General features: G+C 41.7%; 31 protein-coding genes. 20 read left to right on the top strand and 11 right to left on the bottom strand.

Annotation, left to right across the window (positions count from 1 at the left end):
* Nucleotides 1-10 precede the first annotated feature (10 nt).
* Both MHB38_RS17900 and hemQ read right to left on the bottom strand, forming a co-directional pair.
* Entirely contained in the window at nucleotides 11-1,171 is a 1,161-nt protein-coding gene (locus MHB38_RS17900) for an MFS transporter (RefSeq protein ID WP_341004108.1), read from the bottom strand.
* 67 nt (nucleotides 1,172-1,238) lie between these two features.
* Nucleotides 1,239-2,009 (bottom strand): hydrogen peroxide-dependent heme synthase, encoded by a 771-nt coding sequence (hemQ, locus tag MHB38_RS17895; RefSeq protein WP_144683390.1) that lies wholly within the window; start codon nucleotides 2,007-2,009, stop codon nucleotides 1,239-1,241.
* Between the two features lie 239 nt (nucleotides 2,010-2,248).
* Between hemQ and pta the strand changes: the two genes are divergently transcribed.
* The 17 genes from pta (at nucleotide 2,249) to MHB38_RS17810 (ending at nucleotide 15,772) form a co-directional block, all read left to right on the top strand.
* Nucleotides 2,249-3,220 (top strand): phosphate acetyltransferase, encoded by a 972-nt coding sequence (gene pta, locus MHB38_RS17890; RefSeq protein ID WP_017360101.1) that lies wholly within the window; start codon nucleotides 2,249-2,251, stop codon nucleotides 3,218-3,220.
* A gap of 136 nt (nucleotides 3,221-3,356) precedes the next feature.
* Nucleotides 3,357-4,208: a MurR/RpiR family transcriptional regulator gene (locus MHB38_RS17885; RefSeq protein ID WP_017360100.1), complete on the top strand. Its 852-nt coding sequence runs from the start codon at nucleotides 3,357-3,359 to the stop codon at nucleotides 4,206-4,208.
* Between the two features lie 141 nt (nucleotides 4,209-4,349).
* A complete protein-coding gene (locus MHB38_RS17880) occupies nucleotides 4,350-5,021 on the top strand; it encodes an RraA family protein (protein ID WP_079919313.1) in 672 nt (223 codons plus the stop codon).
* A gap of 11 nt (nucleotides 5,022-5,032) precedes the next feature.
* Nucleotides 5,033-5,911 (top strand): prephenate dehydrogenase/arogenate dehydrogenase family protein, encoded by an 879-nt coding sequence (locus MHB38_RS17875; RefSeq protein WP_025208161.1) that lies wholly within the window; start codon nucleotides 5,033-5,035, stop codon nucleotides 5,909-5,911.
* Nucleotides 5,912-5,954: 43 nt separating this feature from the next.
* Entirely contained in the window at nucleotides 5,955-7,289 is a 1,335-nt protein-coding gene (locus MHB38_RS17870) for a TRAP transporter large permease subunit (protein WP_025208160.1), read from the top strand.
* Between the two features lie 13 nt (nucleotides 7,290-7,302).
* Nucleotides 7,303-7,569 (top strand): hypothetical protein, encoded by a 267-nt coding sequence (locus MHB38_RS17865; RefSeq protein WP_017360098.1) that lies wholly within the window; start codon nucleotides 7,303-7,305, stop codon nucleotides 7,567-7,569.
* 174 nt (nucleotides 7,570-7,743) lie between these two features.
* The gene (locus tag MHB38_RS17860; RefSeq protein WP_138826637.1) at nucleotides 7,744-8,142 is read left to right on the top strand and encodes a YwqH-like family protein; all 399 of its coding nucleotides are present in this window, start codon (nucleotides 7,744-7,746) and stop codon (nucleotides 8,140-8,142) included.
* Between the two features lie 4 nt (nucleotides 8,143-8,146).
* Nucleotides 8,147-8,425: a YwqI/YxiC family protein gene (locus tag MHB38_RS17855; protein ID WP_008343583.1), complete on the top strand. Its 279-nt coding sequence runs from the start codon at nucleotides 8,147-8,149 to the stop codon at nucleotides 8,423-8,425.
* An 11-nt stretch (nucleotides 8,426-8,436) separates the two neighbouring features.
* Nucleotides 8,437-10,107: a T7SS effector LXG polymorphic toxin gene (locus MHB38_RS17850; RefSeq protein ID WP_341004100.1), complete on the top strand. Its 1,671-nt coding sequence runs from the start codon at nucleotides 8,437-8,439 to the stop codon at nucleotides 10,105-10,107.
* Nucleotides 10,108-10,122: 15 nt separating this feature from the next.
* A complete protein-coding gene (locus MHB38_RS17845) occupies nucleotides 10,123-10,485 on the top strand; it encodes a hypothetical protein (protein WP_017360093.1) in 363 nt (120 codons plus the stop codon).
* Between the two features lie 28 nt (nucleotides 10,486-10,513).
* Nucleotides 10,514-10,786 carry a hypothetical protein gene (locus MHB38_RS17840; protein ID WP_099496912.1) on the top strand — a complete coding sequence of 91 codons (273 nt, stop codon included), beginning with the start codon at nucleotides 10,514-10,516 and terminating at the stop codon, nucleotides 10,784-10,786.
* 65 nt (nucleotides 10,787-10,851) lie between these two features.
* The gene (locus tag MHB38_RS17835; protein ID WP_216099206.1) at nucleotides 10,852-11,127 is read left to right on the top strand and encodes a hypothetical protein; all 276 of its coding nucleotides are present in this window, start codon (nucleotides 10,852-10,854) and stop codon (nucleotides 11,125-11,127) included.
* A gap of 32 nt (nucleotides 11,128-11,159) precedes the next feature.
* Complete coding sequence (locus MHB38_RS17830; RefSeq protein WP_341004099.1) at nucleotides 11,160-11,555, top strand: SMI1/KNR4 family protein; 396 nt, start codon at nucleotides 11,160-11,162, stop codon at nucleotides 11,553-11,555.
* 236 nt (nucleotides 11,556-11,791) lie between these two features.
* Nucleotides 11,792-12,637, top strand: a complete 846-nt coding sequence (locus MHB38_RS17825; RefSeq protein WP_216099204.1) for a lipoate--protein ligase family protein — start codon at nucleotides 11,792-11,794, stop codon at nucleotides 12,635-12,637.
* Between the two features lie 39 nt (nucleotides 12,638-12,676).
* On the top strand, nucleotides 12,677-13,162 hold the full coding sequence (locus MHB38_RS17820; RefSeq protein ID WP_017360088.1) for a tetratricopeptide repeat protein: 486 nt from the start codon (nucleotides 12,677-12,679) through the stop codon (nucleotides 13,160-13,162).
* Between the two features lie 103 nt (nucleotides 13,163-13,265).
* Entirely contained in the window at nucleotides 13,266-15,542 is a 2,277-nt protein-coding gene (locus MHB38_RS17815) for a glycosyltransferase (protein ID WP_340968393.1), read from the top strand.
* Nucleotides 15,539-15,772 (top strand): DUF5970 family protein, encoded by a 234-nt coding sequence (locus MHB38_RS17810; RefSeq protein ID WP_035702387.1) that lies wholly within the window; start codon nucleotides 15,539-15,541, stop codon nucleotides 15,770-15,772. Before MHB38_RS17815 ends, MHB38_RS17810 begins: the two co-directional genes overlap by 4 nt.
* Before the next feature lie 35 nt (nucleotides 15,773-15,807).
* On the opposite strand, the gene MHB38_RS17805 is transcribed toward MHB38_RS17810, so the two are convergent.
* Nucleotides 15,808-16,608: an RsfA family transcriptional regulator gene (locus MHB38_RS17805; RefSeq protein WP_340968392.1), complete on the bottom strand. Its 801-nt coding sequence runs from the start codon at nucleotides 16,606-16,608 to the stop codon at nucleotides 15,808-15,810.
* A 242-nt stretch (nucleotides 16,609-16,850) separates the two neighbouring features.
* Here MHB38_RS17805 and MHB38_RS17800 point away from each other — a divergent pair, with 242 nt between their 5' ends.
* The 3 genes from MHB38_RS17800 (at nucleotide 16,851) to MHB38_RS17790 (ending at nucleotide 19,075) form a co-directional block, all read left to right on the top strand.
* A complete protein-coding gene (locus MHB38_RS17800) occupies nucleotides 16,851-17,072 on the top strand; it encodes a DUF1450 domain-containing protein (protein WP_003215259.1) in 222 nt (73 codons plus the stop codon).
* A 170-nt stretch (nucleotides 17,073-17,242) separates the two neighbouring features.
* Complete coding sequence (locus MHB38_RS17795; RefSeq protein WP_007497716.1) at nucleotides 17,243-18,544, top strand: HD domain-containing protein; 1,302 nt, start codon at nucleotides 17,243-17,245, stop codon at nucleotides 18,542-18,544.
* Between the two features lie 30 nt (nucleotides 18,545-18,574).
* Nucleotides 18,575-19,075 (top strand): YwgA family protein, encoded by a 501-nt coding sequence (locus tag MHB38_RS17790; protein WP_007497715.1) that lies wholly within the window; start codon nucleotides 18,575-18,577, stop codon nucleotides 19,073-19,075.
* Between the two features lie 104 nt (nucleotides 19,076-19,179).
* Here MHB38_RS17790 and MHB38_RS17785 read toward each other — a convergent pair whose 3' ends face one another.
* Genes MHB38_RS17785 through ssuE form a run of 8 tightly spaced genes read right to left on the bottom strand, consistent with a single transcriptional unit; the run spans nucleotide 19,180 to nucleotide 24,694 of the window.
* Nucleotides 19,180-19,923 carry an amino acid ABC transporter ATP-binding protein gene (locus tag MHB38_RS17785; RefSeq protein WP_046526747.1) on the bottom strand — a complete coding sequence of 248 codons (744 nt, stop codon included), beginning with the start codon at nucleotides 19,921-19,923 and terminating at the stop codon, nucleotides 19,180-19,182.
* Nucleotides 19,920-20,630 carry an amino acid ABC transporter permease gene (locus MHB38_RS17780; RefSeq protein ID WP_265154607.1) on the bottom strand — a complete coding sequence of 237 codons (711 nt, stop codon included), beginning with the start codon at nucleotides 20,628-20,630 and terminating at the stop codon, nucleotides 19,920-19,922. The genes MHB38_RS17785 and MHB38_RS17780 overlap by 4 nt, the downstream gene beginning before the upstream one ends.
* 16 nt (nucleotides 20,631-20,646) lie before the next feature.
* Nucleotides 20,647-21,489, bottom strand: a complete 843-nt coding sequence (locus tag MHB38_RS17775; RefSeq protein ID WP_008343547.1) for a transporter substrate-binding domain-containing protein — start codon at nucleotides 21,487-21,489, stop codon at nucleotides 20,647-20,649.
* 17 nt (nucleotides 21,490-21,506) lie between these two features.
* A complete protein-coding gene (locus tag MHB38_RS17770; protein ID WP_008343545.1) occupies nucleotides 21,507-22,268 on the bottom strand; it encodes an amino acid ABC transporter permease in 762 nt (253 codons plus the stop codon).
* Between the two features lie 13 nt (nucleotides 22,269-22,281).
* Nucleotides 22,282-22,845 carry a GNAT family N-acetyltransferase gene (locus MHB38_RS17765; RefSeq protein WP_008343543.1) on the bottom strand — a complete coding sequence of 188 codons (564 nt, stop codon included), beginning with the start codon at nucleotides 22,843-22,845 and terminating at the stop codon, nucleotides 22,282-22,284.
* Nucleotides 22,846-22,879: 34 nt separating this feature from the next.
* On the bottom strand, nucleotides 22,880-23,134 hold the full coding sequence (locus MHB38_RS17760; RefSeq protein WP_098680525.1) for a glutaredoxin family protein: 255 nt from the start codon (nucleotides 23,132-23,134) through the stop codon (nucleotides 22,880-22,882).
* Entirely contained in the window at nucleotides 23,134-24,159 is a 1,026-nt protein-coding gene (locus MHB38_RS17755; protein ID WP_156061385.1) for an LLM class flavin-dependent oxidoreductase, read from the bottom strand. Before MHB38_RS17755 ends, MHB38_RS17760 begins: the two co-directional genes overlap by 1 nt.
* Nucleotides 24,143-24,694, bottom strand: coding sequence for an NADPH-dependent FMN reductase (gene ssuE / locus MHB38_RS17750; RefSeq protein ID WP_008343538.1), 552 nt, complete (start codon nucleotides 24,692-24,694; stop codon nucleotides 24,143-24,145). Before ssuE ends, MHB38_RS17755 begins: the two co-directional genes overlap by 17 nt.
* Between the last annotated feature and the right edge of the window lie 15 nt (nucleotides 24,695-24,709).

Below are 24,709 nucleotides of genomic sequence, written 5' to 3'. Positions count from 1 at the left end.
GGACCTGCCCTCAGGTCCTTTTGATTCGTTTATCTGACTGATAGCTCATGATCGTAATGATCAATCCAATGAATGTCACGCCTGCCGCAAAGAGCGGGACAAGCTGTAAATGTGTGATTTCAATAGCAAGACCGCCTAGCGCTGCACCGCCTGCATTTCCAATATTAAAGGCAGAATGACTGAGCGTTGATGCGAGTGTCGGGGCTTCATGTGCCATGTTCATCGTGCGGTATTGCAAGGTAGGAACGAGAATAAATGAAATAATTCCCCAAACAAAAATCGTCAGCACGGCAGGCACTTTAAAGGCAGATGTATATGTGAATAACAACAGGACAGCCATCAGCATCATAAGTGTCACGATTATACTCGGCATCAGCTTCCAGTCGGCAAGCTTTCCGCCGACTAAATTCCCAATGGTGACCCCAAGCCCAAAGAGGACAAGAATGAGGGTGACCCCGTTTTCCTGAAAGCCAGTCACTTGCAGTAGGATCGGGCTGATATACGTAAAGGCGGTAAACACACCCGCAAAACCGAATATCGTCATCGCAAAGGAGACGAGAACCTGCGGCTTTTTCAACACCGATATTTCATTTCGAATATCTAATACTTCTTCCTTCGATTGATTTGGTACTAAACTGATTATACCGATTAAGGAAATGAGACCAATGACGGCAATGACGAGAAATGACATGCGCCAGCCGAATTGATTTCCGATAAAGGTGCCAAATGGCACACCCAGTACATTGGCTACTGTCAGTCCTGTAAACATGAAGCTGATCGCACTTGCGCTTCGCTCCTTAGGAACAAGCCGTGCAGCCATAATGGCGCCGACACCAAAGAAGGTACCATGAGCAAATGACGTTAAAATACGTGCAACCATCAAGAGACCATAAGAAGTCGATACAGCGGCGACAGCATTTCCCGCCACGAAAAGAATCATTAATAGGATGAGGAGACGTTTTCTCGACATTTTTCCAGTTGATAACGTTAAAATAGGGCCGCCAACTGCGACACCGAGTGCATATCCGGTAATCAGTTGACCTGAAGCAGAAATAGATACATGGAGATCATTTGCGACATTTGGCAAAAGTCCCATGATCACAAATTCAGTCATGCCAATCGAAAACGCACCGAGCGTTAACGCAAAAATAGCGATGGGGAAGTTTTTCATGATGAGATCACCTTTCTAAACAAATACATAAAAAGGCTTCGGAGAGATCCGAAGCCTTAAGAGTTTATCATACATGGAAATAAGACGCTAGCTGCTCGTTTGCTAATCGGTTTCCAACAAAGAAGGAACCAAATTCGCCGTAACGTGCACTCACTTCATCAAATCGCATTTCGTAAACCAATTTTTTAAATTGAAGCACATCATCAGCGAAAAGAGTGACGCCCCACTCATAATCATCAAAGCCAACAGAACCTGTAATGATCTGTTTTACTTTCCCAGCATAGCTTCTGCCAATTAAGCCATGGCTTCTCATAAGGGATTTACGCTCATCCATTGAAAGCATGTACCAGTTGTCATTGCCAGAACGTCTTTTATCCATTGGATAGAAACAGACATATTGAGAAGTAGGAAGCTCTGGATAGAGGCGCGCACGTACATGCGGGTTCTCGTAAGGGTCTCCGCCATCTCCGCCTCCTGCTAAGTAGTTGCTGAGTTCAACAACTGACACGTAAGAATAAGCTGGAATCGTAAACTCAGCTAGTCGTGTCTTGTTGAATTCAAGTTCAATTTCACCTAGTTCTTCCATGGTCGGACGTAAAATCATGAGCATAATATCTGCTTTTTGGCCGACAATACTATAGATTGTTTGGCTTCCAGCCTGATGGTGCTCGGCTGTTTTCCATTTTTCTAATAGACCTGTGAACTCATGAATGATGGCTTGACGCTCATCGCTTGTCAGCAGCTTCCAAGCTGTCCAGTCGATCGTTCTAAAATCATGCAGCGCATACCAGCCATCTAGTGTTTGAGCTGCTTCATTTGTTGTATGTTGTTCGCTCATTTCTTTCACTCCTATTTACAGTTTTCCATCTGTTCCAACTATAACATAGTTTGTCCAAATGAAGATGTGATCAAAACTTGAACGACGAAAACGCTTTTCTAGAAATTGATTTAATTAGTTTGAAAAATAAGAATTTAAATTGTAAGCGCTATAATGTAAGTTGGTAGTTTGAATTTATGTAGAAGAAGAGTATGCTTAAAAGAGAACGCTTTTTTTGTAAAATCAAGGAGGGTATTGAAGTGGCAGATATTTTTTCAACAGTTCAGGAAAAGGTTGCAGGTAAAGGAGTTAAGATCGTTTTTCCTGAGGGAATGGACGAACGCATTCTAACAGCCGTTCAAAAACTAGCAGATGGCAAAGTATTGCAGCCAATTGTTGTAGGTAAGAAGGAAGAAGTAGAAGCAAAAGCAAAAGAATTAGGTCTTACACTTGATGGTGTTGACGTGTATGATCCTCATACATATGAAGGTTTTGACGATCTTGTACAAGCTTTCGTCGAAAGACGTAAAGGCAAAGCGACAGAAGAGCAAGCGAGAAAAGCATTACTGGATGAAAACTACTTCGGTACAATGCTTGTGTATAAAGGCCTTGCAGACGGCCTTGTAAGCGGAGCAGCACACTCAACTGCTGACACAGTGCGCCCAGCACTTCAAATCATTAAAACAAAAGAAGGCGTAAAGAAAACTTCTGGCGTCTTCATTATGGCTCGCGGCGAAGAGCAATATGTGTTTGCTGATTGTGCGATCAACATTGCACCAGACAGCCAAGATCTTGCTGAAATTGCGATCGAAAGTGCAAACACAGCAAAAATGTTTGACATCGAACCACGTGTAGCAATGCTTAGCTTCTCTACAAAAGGTTCAGCAAAATCAGACGAAACAGACAAAGTATCTGAAGCGGTTCGCATTGCAAAAGAAAAAGCACCTGAGCTTGTTCTTGATGGAGAGTTCCAATTCGATGCAGCTTTCGTTCCTTCAGTGGCAGCGAAAAAAGCACCAGATTCCGTCATCAAAGGCGATGCTAGCGTATTTGTTTTCCCTAGCCTTGAAGCAGGAAACATTGGCTACAAAATTGCCCAGCGCTTAGGTAACTTTGAAGCTGTAGGTCCAATCCTACAAGGTCTAAATCAGCCAGTAAACGATCTTTCAAGAGGCTGTAATGCCGAAGACGTTTACAATCTTGCGCTGATTACAGCAGCTCAAGCACTATAAAATAGCATCTCGACTAGAGCAGTCAGTACGATAGATTCGTGCTGGCTGTTTTTTTATTTTGTCCAAATGTGTACAATAAAGAGTGAAAAGAAAACACGAATCGTAGATAAAGCCGATAGGATAGGCAGGTGCTATAATGGAGGATTTAATATATAAACTTCAGCATAAGGTCGTGGAATTAACCGATGCGCAGAGGAGAATTGCAGATTATATCGTACAAAATCCAATGGAAGTCGCTTTTTTAACTGTCGATAAATTGGCGTCAAAAGTCGGGACGAGTACAGCAACGATCATGCGCTTCTCTGCTGCTGTGGGGTATTCCGGTTTTTCTGAATTCCAAAAAGAGCTTCAATCAGCTATGAAGCATAAAGCCGACCCTCAAACGAGACTTGAAGCGAATCTCAAGCATTCAAATAAAAATAAGCTCCTGCATGACCATGTAGAACTGCAATTTCAAAATATCCAGTATGCACTAGACAATATCACGGAAGAAACCTTTCAGCAGATTGTTGGGAAAATAGCCAGCGCACGCCACGTTTTGTGTACAAGTGTTCGAAGTGGAAGACCTGTTGGTGAGTATCTGTCACTCGGAATCAATCGGTTATTGGGGAATTGCCAATACATTGATGCAGACAAAAGCGACTGGGTGGATGATTTGGTTCATTTCAACTCGGGTGATTTCATTATAGCTGTCAGCTATCCGCGCTATGCAAAGCGTATGAAAGATTTGATGGAAGCAGCGAAGTCTTATGGGGTGGAAGTCCTTTTAATTACAGACAGCTACAGCTCTCCATTAACCAAATATGCACAATATGTATTACCATGTTCCTCAGCAAGTGTAGGCTCTCATAACTCTGTCGTATCTGCTATCTTTATCGTCGATTACATTTTAAGTGCCTTAGCGATGAATGATCCTGAAAGAACAAAACCACGTTTAGATCAAATCAATCATATGTTAACGAAAATGAGTTACCACACAACACATTAGTCGTGTGGAACTCATTTTTTTATTTTTGAAAGCGCTTTACTAATTGAAAATGAGGTGGTATGATCATATCACGAAAGTAATAAATATTACTTTAATAAAAATAAGTGTAATGAATATAACTCAAAGGGGATGATGGAAACAATGAGTACTGTTCATTTCGTGTCAAATGATCTTATCGCTAGGGCAAAAAAGCTTAACTCGACCTTGCTGTCAGACGTAATGGGATGCACCGGCGCGATGGATCATCAAATCAAACCAGTTGCGAAAGGCATGAATGTAGTCGGCACAGCTTTTACTGTTAGCTTACGGCCAGGGGATAATTTATTTCTTCATCAAGCGATCTACTCTGCTAAAGAAGGAGATGTACTGATTGTTGATGGAAAAGACCATAAGGGTCATGCCTATTTAGGGGAATTGATGGCACATTCAGCAAAGGCTGTAGGAATAGAAGGAATCGTGATTGACGGGCTTGTTCGCGACAAACTCTCTTTAGAGGAGCTGGCTTTTCCAATCTACAGCAAGGGATTTATGCCAAACGGACCTTTTAAAGATGGTCCTGGGGAATTGAATCAAACCATCTCGTGCGGCGGTGTCAAAGTAGCCCCAGGTGATCTAGTGATTGCTGACGATGATGGAGTCGTCATCGTTCCAAAGGAAAAGGCGGAACACCTGCTGACACTAGCGGAAGAGAAACAAGCGTATGAACATCAGAGATTAAAAACGATTCAACAGTATGTGGACGAAGGAAAGCAAGACATCAGTCTCTTAGCACCGGCATGGCTGGAAGGCAGAATGAAAAAATTTCAAGGATAGGGGAATCGGTGATGAAAATAGGCTTTATCGGATATGGTGAAGCAGCATATGAGCTGTCAACGGGATTGAAAACAGAAGGATTAGACCAATTTTATGCGTATGATGTCCTATTACTAAGTGAGAAATTAGCTGGCTCGTTGAAAGAAAAAGCATCGCAAACAGGCGTTCAATTAACGAGCAGTATTAGCGAAGTCATTGAGAAATCTGATCTTGTGATTGCAGCTGTGCCAGCGAATAAAACCTTAGAAGTGGCACAATCCGTATCGGGAAGTTTGAAAAAGAATCAATTATATGTAGATGTATCGGCATCAACACCAGACATCAAAAAACAAGTAGCAAACGAAATTGAAAAGCAAGAAGCTCTATTTGTAGATGCCGCCATGCTAGGGCCTCTTCCAATCAACAAACACAAGGTTCCGATCACGGCAAGCGGCAGTGGAGTTGACCAATTCATGAAAGTGATGAATGCTTATGGCATGAATATCACAAAAATTAGTGACCAGCCAGGAGATGCTTCGGCACTAAAGCTAATCAGAAGCATTTATATGAAGGGGATTGTCGGTCTCTTGATTGAATTTTTGGAAATTTCCAAAAAATATAATGTGGAACATCAAGTGATTTCTTCACTAAGCGATACAATCGATAGCAAAAGTTTTGAAGAGACCATGAACCGTCTTGTGACAGGGAGTGCATTGCATGCAAAAAGACGGGCGGTTGAGCTGCTTGGCTCTATTGAAATGCTAGATGAAGCAGAGATTGATGCCAGTATGTCTCGGGCAGCACAACAGAAGCTTGAGAGATTAGCAGACTTTCACTTTGCTGAACGATTTGACGGGGTAAAACCTGCTAGCTGGGAAGAAGTCATTGACGTGATGCAGCAAGGGGAATAAATTGTAAGCGTTTTATTTAATAAAGGGGAGGCGAAGAAACGATATGGGTTTTATTGCGTTGATTGTGTTCATAGCTGTCATCATTATATGGAATGTCGTCGTGAAACGGAATATGGGAGAAGCCATGCTACTAGGCTTTATTGCGACCACATTATTTGGCGGATTAGATGCGTTAAGACTTTTCTGGGATGGTTTAATATTTGCATCCACATATGAGGTGCTTTATGCAGCTGTCGCATTTGTATTCATGGCCTATTTAATCGAAAAGTTGGAATTAATTCATGCACTCTTACGAATCCTAAATTCGGTTGTAGGCAAACTTCCTGGTGGAGCGGCTTATATGAGTACGTTAGGTTCAGCAGTGTTAGGCGCTCTTTCAGGTTCAAATTCTGCAAACACAGCTGCGACTGGCTCTATCACGGCCTCTTGGATGATTAAATCCGGGTGGAGCCGGACCCATACGGCCACGATTCTAGCAGGGAATGGCGGACTTGGAGCGGCACTGCCTCCGAACTCTTCCATGTTTATCATGCTTGGGTTTGCACCAGTTGCCGCCCTTGTATCTGAGGGAGATTTATATATTGCCCTTCTAATAGGAGGACTGTATCAAGTCGTATACCGATTTATTTTGGTGTATCTTCTGGTGAAAAAGAATAAAATTCAGGCCATGCCGCCAGATGATATTCTTCCTTTCTGGGAAGCGGTAAAACAAGGGTGGAAGTCGATCTTTATTTTTTTCGGTGCCTTGATTCCTATCATGATCACCATTGGTCCGTTTGCAAACTACTTAAAAAGTAATCCAAACATCGGACCGGAGGCAATGGATCAAATTTCTTTAATTACGTGGATTCCGATTCTCATGATATTAATTAGTCTAACAATTGGAAGAAGCAAGGCGTCTGCTTTAGATTGGTCTCAATTTTTCAAATCAGCCATTCCTAAATTCACAACGATTGGCGCTTTGATGCTGTTTGCAGTGGCTGCTAGTCAAGTGCTTGCTGAATTAGGGCTCGCAGATGATTTGACGCAAATCACATCAGTACTTGCCATTCCGAAATGGCTCATGGTGCTCATTGTGGGTGTTCTTGTCACACTGGTGGCAGGCCCTCTATCTTCAACAGCGACATTAACAGCAGTTGGGCTTGTCTCATTTTCAGCTTTAATCTCAGTTGGAGTGGACCCAGTTGTGGCTGTAGTTGCCATTCTTGCTTTTTCATCAACTGAAGGCGCTTCCCCGCCTGCATCAGGATCAATTTTCATTGCTTCGGGTCTTGCAGGGGCCAGACCAGAAAAAACCTTTATCCCACTGATCCTCTATTATATGCTTCCGATCGTTGGTATTGGCTGGCTCATTGGAATGGAGATACTTCCCGTATAGAAAGGAGAAACAGATGAGAGTATTGATGGAATTCTTATTTAAAGTGCTGCTTGTCCTATTCCTAACGTCAGGAACGTTGTTGGTATTCGGTCAAATACTAGGGATACTCTTGCAAAAGGGAGATATGATCATTGCTAGTACGAACCTATTTAAAAACCCAACACTGGTGTTAAGTGCCTTTTTTAGCCTTGTCGGGTTTTCACTCCATTATATCCCTGAGAAGAAAGACACCTCATTTAGCGATCATCCATCAGCATCAGCAGGTGATTCGCTCAAATAAGCATGAAAAGCTGGATTCAGTTGATGAATTCAGCTTTTTTGTGCGTGTGAATTAGGTATAAAAACCCAATACATACGATTCATTTTTTAGTGAATTCGTTTTCAATCATATGCCTCTTGTGCTAGTAAATGGTAACATAACGGAGGACTATTTGAGGAATAGAGGTGTTTGACGATGTCTGGAGCTATCATCGGTTATACAACAGCCTTGTATTCGTTAAAGGCAGACATATCCATAAAAAAAGAACAAATCATAGAACTGAACATGTGTCGAAAAGAAATAAAAGAAGCAAAGTCTGCTCTGGCAGATGCTAACAAGAAAATGACTCATCCAGATTTGACTTCACATACATGGTTTGGCCATCTCGCAGATACGTTTGATGACATTCGAAACGAGATGGCATCCGCCAGTCAAGAGATAAAAAGTATACAGCTGACCAATCTATTGAATCGAATTGATGAGAAAATCAGCGACTTAAAATCAGAGATCCATTCATTAGAACATGAAATTCATTCGGTTGAAAGAAAAATAGAGAAAGAAAAACAGAAACAACTGGAAGAAAAAAGAGGGTAGTCACATGAGCAGAGAAATTAAAATAGATGCCAGTCAGGTCAAACGAGTATTACAGCATGCAAAACAATCAGGCGCTCAAATGAATGCCACACTTCCAACAACCATCAAAGGAAGAAATCAGCTCCTGACGGCAGACACATTAGAAAAAATCAATCAGCAGCTGAACGAATTAAGTACATCCTATATAGACATTCTTCAGAAACAACTTGTACAAACAGAACAAGCGGTGAACACCATGATCGAAACGGACAAGGCGCTTGCTTCCAGCAGTAAAAGAAAATAAAGGAGAACGCAATGAAAACCCTTGATGCTTTTGCGCTAATAAACGGAATTGACCAAACGCTGAATACATTAAAGCAGCAATCACAACAGATTAGCTCCATAGAAAAACAAATCCAACAGATCATCTCACTTGATGGCGCACTAAAGGGAGAGGCGGGACAAGCCATCCGCTCCTTTTATACAGAATGCCATATTCCCTTCCTGCAATTTTTTCAGGTTGTCATTGAGGAATACAGCTCTGCGCTCAAACAAACAAAGCAGGCACTTCATACCCTTGAATCAAATCAGCACGGCTTTATATCACAAGCATTTATTGAACACGAACTTGATCAAGGTTTAAAAAAAGCGGAGCGAACGATTTCTGACATCGTTTCAGATGTGAGCCAGGCGATCGGCAGGGTCAGTCATATCGTTCATTTGCCTCACGTAGACGAGTCTGCTTTTCAACAGAGCTATCAAAAAGCGTGGCTTGAGACATCCAGAACCATTGGATTGCTCCATGCCTTTGACAGAGAACAAACAAGTGCTATGAATGAAACAACAAGTGCATTGCAAACAATGAAGCAATACATCAACACGCTAAGCACCATGTTCACCGGCCCAAAAATCGACATCACGAGCTATCAAAAAGGGTCTATTTTCAAAAATGGAAAAGAAGAAAAAATAAGCAGCACGATCAGCGGATTGAATGACAAAATAGACAACCCGAAAGACAATCCGATGATGATCATGTTGAAGAAGCTGAGAGAGAAACAACAGGCGGATGTGGAGACGGTGGTTCGGGACGAATCTCATAAAAATATTAATCAACAAGTCACAGCAAACGATCCATCACTTACGATATTGCAAAGGGAAGCTGTGAACGGGAAAAACAAGATTCATAGAGACATCAGGGTCATAAATGGTAAACTGTACAACGTCAAAGGCATTAAAAAATTAAAAGAATTCGATATAGCAGATGAAGTCGTCACCGACTCATCCGATATTGATTTTATTGGCGGTCGATACACCGTTTACGCCAATAAACAAATCATCCGAACGTATATCGCAAACGGTGAAGTTAGAATAGAAGAAGTCGACAACATCCCAGAAAGCCGGAGCCGAGGCAATGCGAAACGCATATTAGACGGTGAAGTTGTCTCAACAACCGAAAACATCATCCTAGAATACAGCGGAATCTATGACGGTTATCGAGCCGTCACCGGCAAAGACCCAGAAACCAGCAAAAATATTAGTAGCACAGAACAAGCCTTATCCGCAGCCTCTATTATCCCATTTATGAAAATCATTAAAGGCGGGAAATATGTCTTTAAGATTGATCAAGGGAAGAATGTGGTGAAGAGGGTTGAGAAGACAAGAAAGGGTACGGGTGAACTGATTAAATTCAAAGGTGATGAAGCTATTATTCATTTTGAAAAGCATAGTAAAGAGATAATGGGTGCAATGGGCAAAAACAAATACAATATTAAAAATTATCTTGAAGATGCAAATCACCTTATTCAGAAGGGACAATATGTACCAGAACTGAATGGATATGTGAGAATTGTTGGTGGAAAGGGAAGTGCAAAATACGGATTTGTTGGGCTCGATAGAAAAACAGGAAATATCACCACATTTCATATAAAATCGGTTAAAGAACTTTCTAAAAAAGCACCAAGTTTAGGGATAAAAACAAAGAAGTAAAAAAGGGTGATCGTATTGAAAATAAAAAAAATAAACTGGATTTCACAAGAAGCCTCAGAAGCTGAAGTGATTGTAACAGATGGCGAACTGGAAATAATGTGTTTTGCTCAACCATTAAATTACCTTGAAGAAAATGAACTATTAGAACCTATTTATTGTTTAGACGTGTCAGACTTAGTGAAAGCTGAATTGTCAGAGTATAGAATTGAAAAATTAGATGATAATTTCAGTTATAGTTTTTTAGGACAATTAATTGATAAGCGTGATGAAAAAGTGAAGGTAGGCGGACTTTTATTAGAATTAGATTACAATATACCGGGAGATATAAATGAAGGCGATTTTATAAGTTTTAATTGTCAACGGTTAGATATTTATTAGTATGAGCCAAAGTCTTAAGGAGCATTAAATGCACAAAAAACAAGAACTAACGAAACAAATCCAAACGGTCATCAACATCCTAGAAAAAGAATATTCGCAAGAGATCCATCAAGGTGTACTTGAATTAATATATAGAAGATACAAGAATGCCCAAAGAATCATGCAAGCCAATGATGATCTCCAAAAAGTCTTTATCATTGGCGGAGTTAGGGCTTACTTGGATAGTCATAATGACTATCTAAATCCATTTTTAGATGAATTACATAAAGCGGAAAGTCTACTAAAAGAATTGTTGTATTGATTATATAGTGATAGGTAGAAGTCTTTGTATTAGAAAGCGATACAAAAACACAGAAAGGAATTCGTATGAATCAGAAAAAACACATCAACAAAAAAACAGTCAATTGGCTATTAAGCATCAGTGTTCTTCTCGTCATTGGGACAGCTTTTATGAGAGGGGTTTATGTCCCACATGCCGGTTCGGATTATCGAGGTTTTCCCATTGATTGGCTAGTCCTGCATTCAAATTATGGTGTTGAATTTCTATTTTTAGGTTTTATACTCGATGTCATCATTTTCTATTTTCTATTAAAGGTGCTCCTGCGGGTGTATAAAAGGATTATGACAAAATCAGCTGAATAAACGCTAGTTCAACCTTTTAGGAGGCGTTCAAAATGATTCATTTTTCTCAGATTCCCAACCTGGTCATAAACAAACCAGCAAGTGACATACATATCAAAGAGGCAGAAGCTGAACTAAATATGATGTTTCCTCATGCTCATCAAGTCTTACTGAAACAATCAAATGGATGTTCCATTGAAGGCGACCTGCTTTTATACGGAACTGAAGACATAGTGGAACGCAATAAAACATGGGAAGTCCATCATTATGCAAGCGGCTATGTAGCCATTGGTGACGATGGCGGCGGGCGAGTATTTCTTATGCGGCAGGCAGAAGAGGAGCAAAAAGTGTGGATTGTCGATGCTGGTGTGATGGACCCTCAGCATGCGGAATTGGTGGCTGAAGACTTGTTAAGTTGGGTAAGTCACGGCTGTTGCATAGAAGTTTAGTCTATTAAGGAGATGATCGATTTGCCGTGGAACACATTGATCGCTGCGGGCCTCGTGGTTGGGGTTCCTGTCGTTTTGATTGCAGCTGTTTATTTCATCTCGAAAAGGAAGAACAAGAAAACCAAAGCATCCAGTTGAAAAGCTCTGTGACGTTCCTTGTCATAGAGCTTTTTTCTCTCTCATTCTCCCTCCATGTTATAATAAACACAGTTTATGAACGAGAGGATATGCAGGACATGAAAAATGAACCTATTGAGTTATTGACGCAGCCGACATGGCGAATCATAGATCAATCGAGCCTTGGTCTCTATGTAGACCCAAAGCAATCTTTTGCGATGGATGATACGCTTTGTGCGTCGGTCGGGAAAGGACTCTCGCCAGCGACAGCGCGTTCTTGGGTGCACCACAATACGATCGTTCTTGGGATTCAGGATACAAGACTTCCATTTCTCCAAGATGGTGTAAAGCTTCTTGAGGAAGAGGGATATCGCGTGATTGTGCGCAATTCAGGCGGTCTTGCTGTGGTGCTGGATGAAGGCGTACTGAATGTGTCTTTAATCTTTGCTGAACAAAAGAAGGGCATTGATATTGACCGAGGATATGATGCGATGGTGGAATTGATCCGCCGGATGCTGTCGCTGTATGAGGTGGACATTGAAGCCTATGAAATTGTCGGCTCTTACTGTCCAGGTAGCTACGATTTGAGCATCAATGGAAAGAAATTTGCCGGCATTTCTCAGCGTAGATTACGCGGAGGGGTCGCTGTGCAAATCTATTTGTGTGCAGATGGAAGCGGCCGGGAACGAGCTGATTTGATTCGCCGTTTTTATGAGGCGGCTTTAAAGGATAAACGGCATGAGGTGAAAGCGGTATTCCCTGATATACAGCCTGATACGATGGCATCCCTATCAGAATTAACTGGAAAACCCATTGACTGTGCGCTTCTCATGCGTCTTTTACTAGAAGAACTTCAAAAGCTGAGCGAGCAACTGACCGCTTCAGGGTTGACCACCGAGGAACAGCTGGAGTTTGAGAAAAACATGACGCGGATGATTGAGCGGAATGAGAAAGTGTTCTCGTAAACATATCTTTCCAGCCATCTTGAAAATAGGGGTGATGTAATGGAAACGAAACTTCTGAAAGCGATTGAACTTCGAGAAAGTGGACAACTTCAAGAATCCAATGACATGCTCATCCGTCTTGTAGAAAAGTATCCAGATCATGCCTCCATTCACTATCAATGTGCTTGGAGTTATGATGTGTTAGGGAAGGAAAAACAAGCTGTCTTTTTTTATGAGAGGGCGCTTGAGCTAGGTTTGTCTTCAGAAGAAAGAGAAGATGCTTTTTTAGGATTAGGAAGTACATACAGAACCTTAGGGGAATATGAAAAGTCAAAACAGATATTCCTCCATGCGATGGAAGCTTATCCGCATAATAAAGCCATTCAAACGTTTTATGCCATGACTTTGTATAATTTAAATGAACATAGCAAAGCCATGGAAATACTATTGAACTGTTTAACTGAAACGACAAATGATCCTGCTATTTTGAGTTATCGAAAGGCCATTGATTTTTATTCAAATCAGTTAGATCGATTGTGGAAATGATTTATATAGACATGGAGGGGCAATGTAATGGAAGAATCCCCTCCTTTGCTATGACATTTTATATGTGATCGTCCTTTATGACATAAGAAAGAAGGAAAATGTTTTGTCACTCATCACCACGTATTACCCGCTGTTTATGCTTTGTATTTTGTCTCTGTTGTATATGATATATCGTATCCAGCCAATGGCCTCTACTGTGAAAAAAGTCATCATTGTGCTATGTGTGTTAACAAATGCTGCCTATATTTGCTGGCGTCTCTTCTTTACATTGCCGCATGAAGGTACTTTTAATATTGTCATGGGCATTTTGCTTGTTGCCTGTGAATGCATTGGGTTTATCCAGTTGCTTGTGTTTTATACACTGGTTTGGAAGCCTTCAAATCGGAAACAAGTCATGATCAGTGATCTTGACAGGCTGCCGACAGTTGATATTTTCATAGCTACATATAATGAACCGATTGAGGTGCTGAAACGCACTGTTGCAGGTTGTTTGAATCTCTCTTATCCGAAGGAAAGCGTTCAAATTTATTTATGTGATGATGGCAATAGGGAAGTTGTAGAGCAGCTTGCTTCTGAGTTTGGTGTTCATTATCTGACAAGAACAGATAACAGATTTGCTAAGGCAGGTAATTTAAATCATGCGATGTTTCAAACGGATGGGGAGCTGATTCTGACGCTTGATGCAGATATGGTCCCTCTTCCTTCATTTTTAGAAAAAACAGTGCCCTATTTTCATGATGGGGCAACTGCGTTTGTTCAAGTTCCACAGGCGTTTTATAACGAAGATCCTTTCCAATATAATATGTTCTCGAAAGATCGAATTCCAAATGAGCAGGACTTCTTCATGCAAACTCTCCAAGCTGGTAAGGATCGGTTTAATGCCGTCATGTATGTTGGGAGTAATACGGTATTTAGAAGAACGGCATTAGATGAAATTGGCGGATTTGCTACTGGAGTGATTACAGAAGACATGGCAACAGGAATGCTTCTCCAAGGGAAATTCAAATCTGTGTCTGTCGGAGAAGTATTAGCCGTCGGTCTGGCACCTGAAAGCTGGCTTGATCTGTTAAAGCAGAGAGATCGCTGGTCGAGAGGGAACATTCAGTGTGCCCGTAAGTTTAATCCTTTGAAGGTGCGCGGCTTAACGCTGATGCAGCGTGTTCTTTATTTAGATGGCATTGTGTATTGGTTTAACGGTTTGTTTAAAATGATTTACATTCTCACACCGATTTTGTTTTTATTGTTTGGTATTCAAAGTTTCTGGGCAGATTTCCAGTCCGTTTTCATGTTTTGGTTGCCGGCGTTCTTTAGCTCGTATTTAGCTTTTAAACTTGTGTCGAATCAAAAAAGAAGTATGTTTTGGAGTCATATTTATGAAAGTTCAATGGCATTCCACTTAGCTGGTGTGGCACTCAGTGAACTGTTCTTGAAAAAACGGGTTGAATTTCTGGTGACACCGAAGGGAATTCAAACGGACAAAAGGCATTTCCATTTAAAAACGATGATTCCCCATCTGATCTTCTTGCTGCTCTCATTGCTTGCCCTTGTGAAAATAGGTTACGATGTGAAGGTAAATGGGACGATGAACGCTGATCTCATGTTGATTAATATTTTTTGGGTGCTTTATAACGGTGCAGGCTTATTCATGGCACTGCTTGTGGCGTTTGATCGACCGCGTTACCGGAAATCAGAGCGATTTGTCATTGAAAAAGAGGGGCATCTTCGTTCTGATCATCAAGATCAGTCGATTGCTTGTTTTCTACTAGATATGAGTGATTCAGGTGCGCGTCTATCCATTCCATTGGACCAAGCGTCTTCTCTTTATCAAGGACAAACGCAATTGTTTTTTTCAGAGAATGAAAGCGTGTCGTGTGACGTGGTTTGGAGCTATCCAGAGGGAGACCAGCTGATGGTTGGTGTTGCTTTTACTGACACCAAAAAATCAGAGTATTTATCACTGATCCGTTTCTTATTCACACGAGAGCATGTAGCGATGACGGATCGTGAGAAAAAATCTCATGCTGTTCGGACGTTTCTCCGCTTTTTAAGAGAAACGGAGAAGGTACCAAAGGCTCTGCGTCGCAAATGGATGAGAAGGCCATTGCAAGGTGTGACAGGCACGATCGCCTATGAGGACCGACTAGAAGAGAAGGTGCCGGTGATCATACATGATATCAGTTTATCTGGGTGCAAAATTGAGTTTGAAGATTCAATTGAATTAAATGGGAAAGTGCTGATCACCATTGACACAGAGTCTCTAACGGATCAGCCGGCGATTGCGGTTTGGACATCACAAAAACGCAGACGTACAATGGCCGGACTCAAGTTTGTTCAGCCTGAAATCAAGCAGATAGAAGAAAGAGAGGGAGTGGTTTCTTGAAATCTAAAAATGGCGGTTACCTCTATTTACTATGGCTTCCTGTCATCATAGGAGCCGGCTACGGCATTTCGCTTTTCGTGCCGTTTCTTCAGCCTGTACTGACGCTTGGTATCGCAGGGCTTTATATTTTTATGTTTGGTGATTTTCAGGTGAGGCAAGTTAGGTATATTTTTATGTTCGTCTTCTTGATCAATGTCCTTTTTAGTGTGATGCTATTTTTGGATATTTAAAAAAGTGCTTCCCGCAGGTGGGGAGCACTTTTTGGTTATTCAGCCATTTTTTCAAGGTTGCCGTTACGATCCATTTTAAAGGTTGGTGCGGCACTGTCGTCCTCTTCAAACAAAACTAGTTTTCTTGCACGGTTCATGATTTTGACGAGTGTTTCATAATCTTCTTGAATCGTGAGCTGATCCTTTTCAAGCTTTTTCACTTCAGCTTCTAGCTGCGACACTTTATGTGAAAGTTCATTGTTTTCTTGTTTTAACCGGCTGTTTTCCATGCGTAAGGCAGAAGATTGCTGCCCATTGCCTTCATAGCGGCGTAAGAAATCAATGATATCTTCAATGGTTAGCTCTTGGCGCTGCCCAAATGGATTGGCTTCTGGCTTTTTCTCTGTCACTTGAGAAGCCTGTGACAATAAATGTGATAAACTAGCTAACTCTTCATTGTAGCTTTGATCCACAAACTGAAGCTGGTCGGCTGTTTCGGCTGCAGGTGCAAACGTTTCTTCTTGCGCAGGTTCCAGTTCTTGAGAGAACTCTTCCTGTGTGATCGTTTCTTCAACTTGCGGCTGATAGAGCAAACGTTTTTTCGCAGGCTGTCCATTGCCGAGTGCACGCATGCGTTGTTTACGCTGTTTTTTGGCAAGTGCCAATGCTTTTTCATATTGATGCCTCACGACAGCATTCCATCTAAATCCGCATGCCGCTGAGGTACGGTTTAGCTTGTCTCCAACTTCTTCAAATGCGTTCAGTTGTGTACTGCCCTCTCTGACGTGACGTAAGACGGTTTCTGCCAGAAGGAGATCATTTTCCTCTGACCAAGCATCTTGTCTTTGTTTTGACATGTGTTTAAACCCCCATAAGATTTGATGGTATTAGATTAGCCAAGTTGAAGAAGGTTTATACAAGTTTGCTAAAAGGATAGTGGAAAATACTAGCTTTTATGTGAATACGTCTCTGTGCTGACAATGCTTCTTGCAACTCCAGTCGCTTCGATGTACAATGTTGGGTGGTATATTATTCACTCTTAGTTGTCCAACTGTTTCATATAGAATGAAGTTTCATCATTGAAAGGAAGCGTAAGAACATGGCTAATGAGTTTCGCGTATGTGACGATTGTGATGCGACGAACCTAAAAACGTTATTGCCTCGACTTAAATCGGTTGACCCTGATGCAAAAATTGAGATTGGCTGTCAATCGTATTGCGGTCCAGGACGAAAAAAGGCTTTTGCGTTTGTGAACAATCGCCCATTATCCGCACCAACAGAAGATGAGTTACTCGAAAAGGTTCAAAAAAAAGTCAAATAAATGTCACTGAATGTGTTCAGTCGACCTAAAAAGAGGTCCGTCCCTGTCAGGTCGGGCTTTTTACGTCCGTTCAATCTATGAGAACACATTCGCCAGCAAATTCAAGGATGTTTTCGGGAAAAGTTACCCGATATAATAGAAACACGTCTTAAAAAAAGAGGGACGAAACGATGGCGTATCCAAAAGGGAAATTATCCGAAGAAAAGGTATTTAAAGATCCTGTGCACCGCTATGTTCACGTACGGGATGCATTGATATGGGATTTAATCGGAACGAGAGAGTTCCAGCGCCTTAGACGAATTAAACAGCTAGGCACCACTTATTTAACGTTTCATGGGGCAGAACACAGCCGATTTAATCATTCACTCGGTGTATACGAGATTGTCAGACGAATTGTGGATGATGTGTTTAAAGGAAGACCCGAATGGGATGAAGGGGAGCGTGAGCTTGTACTGAGTGCCGCCCTGCTTCATGACCTTGGACATGGTCCGTTTTCTCATTCCTTTGAAAAGGTCTTTCATTTAGATCATGAATCGTTTACAAGAGATATCATTTTAGGGCAGACGGAAGTAAATGAAGTGCTGCGCCGGGTCAGTGACGATTTTCCAAAGCATGTAGCAGAAGTCATTGCCAAAACGTATCAAAACAAACAGGTGGTCAGTTTGATTTCAAGTCAAATTGATGCCGACCGAATGGATTACTTGCAGCGTGATGCTTACTATACAGGCGTCAGCTATGGTCACTTTGATATGGAACGTATTTTACGCGTGATGCGTCCAAGAGAAGATCAGATTGTGATGAAACAGAGCGGGATGCATGCCGTAGAGGATTATATTATGAGCCGCTATCAAATGTACTGGCAAGTGTATTTCCACCCAGTGACCCGCAGCGCGGAGGTCATTTTAACAAAAATCCTCCATCGTGCAAAAGAGCTGCATGAAACGGGATATATTTTCACACATGCTCCTGTGCATTTTTATTCAATTTTTGAAGGAAATGTCACCACAGAGGACTATATTAAGCTGGATGAATCCATTGTCTTATTTTATTTTCAGGCGTGGGAAGATGAAGAAGATCACGTGCTGGCTGATTTGTGCCGCCGTTTTATGAACCGCCGTTTATTCCAATATACAGAGTTTAATCCTAACGAAGAAATGACGAAATATTTCAAGCTGACGGCTTTGTTCAAAGAAGCAGGAATTGATCCTGACTATTATTTAGTGGTCGACTCTTCCTCTGATTTGCCTTATGACTTTTATAGACCGGGCGAAGAAGAAGAGCGGCTGCCGATCCACCTTTTGACGCAAAGTGGTCATATTAAAGAGCTGTCGAGACAGTCAGATATTGTTGACGCCATTTCCGGTAAACGAAGAACCGATCATAAACTTTATTTCCCGATGGACTTAATTGTAGATATGTCGGAAAAAGCTGAAGAAAAGAAGGCGATCATGAAGCTGCTTGGATTGGGATAAGGAAGTACTGAAAAAGGAGATGTCGGGAATTTGTTGAAAGAGCATGCAAAGTTGATGAAGGTGTTCTCTGAATCTGGGGAAATCGTTGGACGGAAGAAGCTGCAAAAAATGATTTACATAGCAAAAAAGCTAGATTTGCCTTTTTACGAGAAATACGATTTTCATTTTTATGGCCCCTATTCAGAGGAGTTGACGCTCAGAATTGAAGAGCTGTGCAACCTTGGATTCTTGGACGAAATGAAGGAAAAAAAGGGCGGATACTATCAATATCGCTATTCGCTGACGGACAATGGGAAAGAGTTTCTCGATCAGTGTGAAGTGGACATGCCTGACCTCAAAGTGCTGACGCAGCAGATGAATGAGCAATCGTCTCGTTTTCTAGAGCTTGTCTCAACGATTTTATACTTTGATGATCTGCCAAAAGATGAGGTAAAGGAAAAGGTCTTCACCATTAAAAGCAAGCAGCGCTATACGGACGAAGAATTTGAGGCAGCTCTTGCTTATATTGATCAGTTGAAGGAATTGAACTAACGACAAGAACCAGTTTGTGATAGCCAATGGCTAGAACAGACTGGTTTTTATTTTGTACGCATATAGAAACAGAAACAAGTCGACCTCATGGATCGACTTGTTTTTTAGGAATGATGATAAGAAAATCTTGCTAAAAATTGTTTCGTCCGTTCTTCTTTCGTCTGTTCAAAGACTTCTTCTGGTGTGCCTGATTCGACAATCACACCATCTTCCATGAAAATGACCCTGTCGGCAATATCATAGGCAAAGCTCATCTCATGCGTGACGATGATCATGGTGACCCCGGTTTGTGCCACTTGTTTAATGACGTCAAGTGTTTCACCTACAAGCTCGGGATCTAAAGCGGAGGTCGGCTCATCAAACAAAATGACTTCCGGATTCAATGCAAGTGCTCTTGCAATACCTACTCGCTGCTGCTGTCCGCCAGATAATTGATGCGGATAGGCATCTTTTTTCTCTAGTAACCCTACTTTTTTGAGCAATTGGAGTGCTGTGTCATAGGCTTGGTCTTTCGGTTGTTTACGGGCAATGACTAAGCCTTCCATGACATTCTCAAGTGCTGTCTTATGAATAAACAGGTCGTATTGCTGAAAGACCATGGCTGTTTTTCTGCGAATTGCTAGAATGTCTTTCGGTTTTGCTTGATTGAATGTGACAGTGGTCTGATCAATGCTGATTTCACCTTGATCCGCACGCTCAAGAAAATTTAAGCATCTGAGAAATGTTGATTTCCCAGAGCCGCTCGGACCTAAAATGACAACGACTTCGCCTTTTTCCACCGTTAAATCAATTCCCTTTAGAATCTGGTTTTGACCGAATGCTTTATGCACTTGTTTGATGTGAATCATGCGAACCGCCCCCTTTTACTTTTGTGTACATATTTCTCATATCCAGCAGTGATGGCTTCAATAGAGGCACACAAAGCCCAGTAAATAAGGGCAACAGCAATGTATGCTTCAAGATAACGGTAATTCACATTGGCTTTGATTAAAGCGCCGTTTAAAATATCGACCACAGACACCATAGAGACGAGAGAAGAGGCTTTGATTAAACTGATGAGCATGTTGTTCAGTAAAGGAAGAGAGATGGGAAAGACTTGTGGAATGATCACTCTTCGCAACACCTGCCTGCCTGTGAAACCAACGGATAGAGCGGCATCAAATTGACCCTTTGGGATGGACGCAAGAGAGCTTCGAAATATCTCTGATAACCCGCTGACGGCATATAAAGAAAGGGCGAAAATGGCAACCCATCGTCTATCTAAATCGCTAAAACGGATGGGCAGCGAAAGAAATGCAGCCAATTGATCGAGCGAATCGGAAAAAATAAGATAAGATACGAGCAAGATTAATACAACAGGAATGGCTTTAAAAATCGCCACAAACCATTTGAACAATGGAGACAATACAGGCACTTGATAAAAACGGATAAGGGCAATACCAAAGCCAAAGATGGAGCCGAATACTAGCGGAAGAAAGCCTAATAGCAGCGTCGTTGGCAAATAATGAAGTGCGGCTACAAAGGCCTGAAACATAAAAGCAACGTCAAAATCCACTCAGATCGCTCCTTTCTTATGATGTAGTAAAGTCTCCGCCCAATATTTTTTTAGACAATTCAGCGAGCTTGCCGTTATCAATCAGTTTTTGCAGGGCTTGATCAATGTCCTTTTGAAGTTTCGTATTGTTTTTTTGGTATAAATAATACGTTTTAGATACGTTTACAGGCTTTCCGGATGTCACAAGATGAGCATTGAACTGTTTGTTTAGCTTATTGACGTCATACTTTGTGAGTAAGGCAGCATCGACCGTGCCATTTTGCAGGTTTTTGACTAAAATTTCGTTCCCGCCATCCCCGTAGACAATGTCAATTTTCCGATCATGCTTTGCGTTATATTGCTCTAGAAGATAAGCGAAATTACTTCCTGTAGAGGTGTGCACTTTGTGTCCGGCTAAATCGTCCAGGCTTTGAAAGTCATGACCGGATGCTTTATTCACCACCACATAGCTTGTATAATCTGTGTAGCCAACTTTTCCAAATAGATATTTCTTCTGACGCTCGTCATTGATTTCATATTGGTGTGCAGCGAGATCAACTTTACCGGCATCTAAAGCAGGCAGAATATTTTTAAACTCAAAGGATTCATATTTAAACTTATATTGTGGCAGCAGCTGATCCACTTCATCTAATACAGCCTTCTCGTAGCCTGTTAATTTGCCGTTTTCATCTAAGTAAACGAAGGGCTGATAGGCGTTCCCTGTCCCAATGACGATTTCTTTTGCATCTGGGTCATTATTGTTTGCTTCTGCTTTGATTTCATCCGATTGCTCATTATTTCCGCAGGCGGCAAGGAGCAATGAACCAAGTAGAAGCAGGCCGATGATGTAATGATTACTGAATATTCTGTTATTTTTCATGTAAATTCCTCCTCAGTTTATTTTGCACGTTTTTCTACAGTGAAGGCCGCTTCGGCTCTTTTTAAGGGAAGCAATGCCGTCTGACGCTGTTTTTTTGTTTTCGGTGTATTGATCCGTTTTTCCAATAGGTCAAATGATTTTTCTAACACCATACTTAAAATGATAAATATAACGGCAGCAATAAAGTATCCTTCTAAAACGCGATAGTATAAAGCCCCTAATGTTTGAACCTTTCCGATCATGTCCATCACACCTAATGTAAAGGCGAGGGAGGTATTTTGTAATAAGTTGACAATGGCCACGCCGATATTAGGAAGGGCGATTCTCCCTGCTTGAGGAATAAGCGTTCTTCTATAAATCTGCCATTTCGTCAGTCCAATCGAGGCGGCCGCTTCATATTGAGATGCTGGGACACTCGATAGGGCAGATCGGAATATTTCTGAAAAATACCCAGCTGTATTGAGTCCATATGTAATATACAGAAAGATCAATTTGTTCCACATGGAGATATCAAGCCCAATTGTTGCAAGCACACCAGGCAGGCCATAAAACACAATAAACATTTGAACAAGGATAGGTGTTCCGCGAATAAATGAGACATAAATTGCACTGAGCTGATGCAGGATGGGAATACGCTCAATTCGAAAATAAGCAAGAATGAATCCAAGAAAACTGCCAATCAAAGTGGCAAATAAAACGATCAGTAAGGTTGTTGGAAGGGCTGACAATACTTTAGGGAAGAGTGTGACGACATACTCCCATTTGAAAAACTCCCCCATGTTGAATCACCTCCTATGTTGAAGTCGTTTGGACTTTTTCTTCTGATGGCGGTGCGCCTAATATGGCGGCATCGAACCGTTCAGGGATGAGTACTTTATACATTAATACACCTAAGTCGCCATTATCGGCTTCACGTTCAATATATGCTGTATAGCCTTTTCGTTCGTACATCTCTAGAAGCCAGGGGTGCTTTCGGCCAGAAGTGCCCAGTGTGTATGCTGGTGCTTTAAATGTCTGCCGGAGCAAGGTGTTTTCTACATAATCGAGCAGTTTATTTCCGATCCCTTGACCGGCTAAATCAGGAGCTGTGGCAAACCACCAAACAAATGGATAGCCTGAAACCGGTTGAGTGCTCTCCCATGGAAAACGTATGGTGATGGTTGATATGAGACGCCCGTCTCGTTCTAACACAACAGCAACGGATTGTTTGATGTTTTCTGTGACCATTTCAAGTGTGGCGTTCGTGGATGGCCAATCAATGCCCATTTCTCCAAGCGGTTTAAATGCACTGGACAGCAATTCTAGAAAAGCCGGTGCATCTTCTTCGGTAGCGATGCGAAAAATATCTCGACTCATGACAAACCTCCAATCAAAAGGGTAGTGTGTAATGTCAGCTCAACGCTTTTCGTAACGCATCGATATCTGGATTCAGCAATGCTTGATACACGTGGGGATCACGGCTGATTTCTACTACTGGCACGTAACGGACGCCGTATTTTTCTTCTAAAATATTTCTGTAATGATCATGTTCTGTTACATCAATGGTTGAATAAGTAATGTGCTGTTCGTTGAAATAGGACTGAATGTCCTGACAATAGCTGCATCCTTTTTTGCTCCATAAAATGATTTTTTGATTATTTGACATTAGACGCTCACCTCTTGGTTTATTTGGTTTTTGGCTGTTAGTTCATGATCAAATGCTTCTTTTAATAATGTGATAGACGCTATTCTTGCTTCAATGTCTACAATCGGAGATAGCACAATGAACTCGTTGATCTCATATGTCTCGGCTAGTTCAGTCAGCCGGTGATGAACGGTTTCTTTTGTGCCAGCGGTATAACCGGTTTTTTGAACGTGAATGTTGTAGTGTTCTTTTTTTGTTCCTTTCACCAGCTTTTCTGCATCTTCTAGTGACGTCACATTAAGCTTTCTTCCATCGGAAAAGGAGACCTTTACTGTTTCCTTTTGCTTGATGTACGAGATGGCTTGTTTGTGGTCTTCCGCTACAGATACGGTGATGGCGAGAAGAAATTGCTGGTGCGTGTTCTGTGTCTTGAATTTTTGAAAAGTCTCTCTTGCTTCTTTTAATAATGCGTCATCCCCGTTAATAAAATAGGCAAACACAAAGGATATCCCAAGTTTCGCTGCGAATTCCGCGCTCTCTTTACTGCCGCCTAGAAGGAACATGTCGGGTGATACGCTAGGAATTGGCTGAGCATTTAACTCATTTGCTTGTTCAGTAAGATACGTTTTGAGATCCACTAATTTTTGAGAAAAGTCTTTCCGTGACGCTTGATAATCTTCCTGAAGCGCTTGTGTCGAGAGGTTCAACCCTCCCGGTGCTTTCCCAACGCCTAAATCGACTCTGCCAGGCGCTAGTGATGCCAGTACATGAAATGTTTCAGCCACCTTAAACGGGCTGTAATGCTGAAGCATGACACCGCCAGACCCAATTCGCAAATGGTTCGTTTTTGCTAAAAGATAACCGGCGAGGGCTTCAGGGGATGATCCTGCCACTTGAGAATTATTGTGATGTTCAGACACCCAAAACCTGTGATAACCAAGCTGATCTGCTGCTTCAGCCAATCTGACAGTATGCTGAATACCGGTCTCTGCTTTCTCGTTTTCACTGACGAGGCTTTGATCAAGAATACTAAGGGTGAGCGACATTGGCTGTTCCTCCTATTAGACTTTGATATTGAGATAGTGCGAGGTTTAATCTGTTTGTGGCATCTGGATCAAGCACATAGCTATCTGAATCCTGCTTTGAGACCTGTTGATCGACAACATACACGCCAGATTGAACGACGGTTGCACCGAGTTGATGAATGATCGGTTTAAGTGCATATTCAATGACGAGCAAATGTCCGTATGTTCCTCCTAAAACAAAGGGAAGAACGGGTTTCCCTTGTAACGCTTTCTGGGGGAGTAGATCTAAAAAAGTTTTTAAAATACCGGAAAAAGACGCTTTGTAGACAGGTGTTAACACAATGACACCGTCGCTCTCATTCACAAGCTCAATGGCTTTGACAATGTCTTCGTTTGAAAAATCTGCTCCTATTAAGGCACTGCTAGGAAGCTGGTGGACTTGAATGACATGAACATCAATCCCATGTAACGCCAAACGATGATGGATGTGTTGCAGGACACCGGTTAACCGAGATTGGACGGAATGCCCGCCTGCTATAATCGTTACTTTTGCCAATTCGTCTCCTCCATT

The sequence above is a fragment of the Bacillus sp. FSL K6-3176 genome (genome assembly GCF_038003325.1).
In the GTDB taxonomy this organism is placed as follows: domain Bacteria; phylum Bacillota; class Bacilli; order Bacillales; family Bacillaceae; genus Bacillus; species Bacillus altitudinis.
The sequence above is the reverse complement of the archived record's forward strand: the minus strand, read 5'-3'. Positions and strand labels throughout refer to the sequence as shown.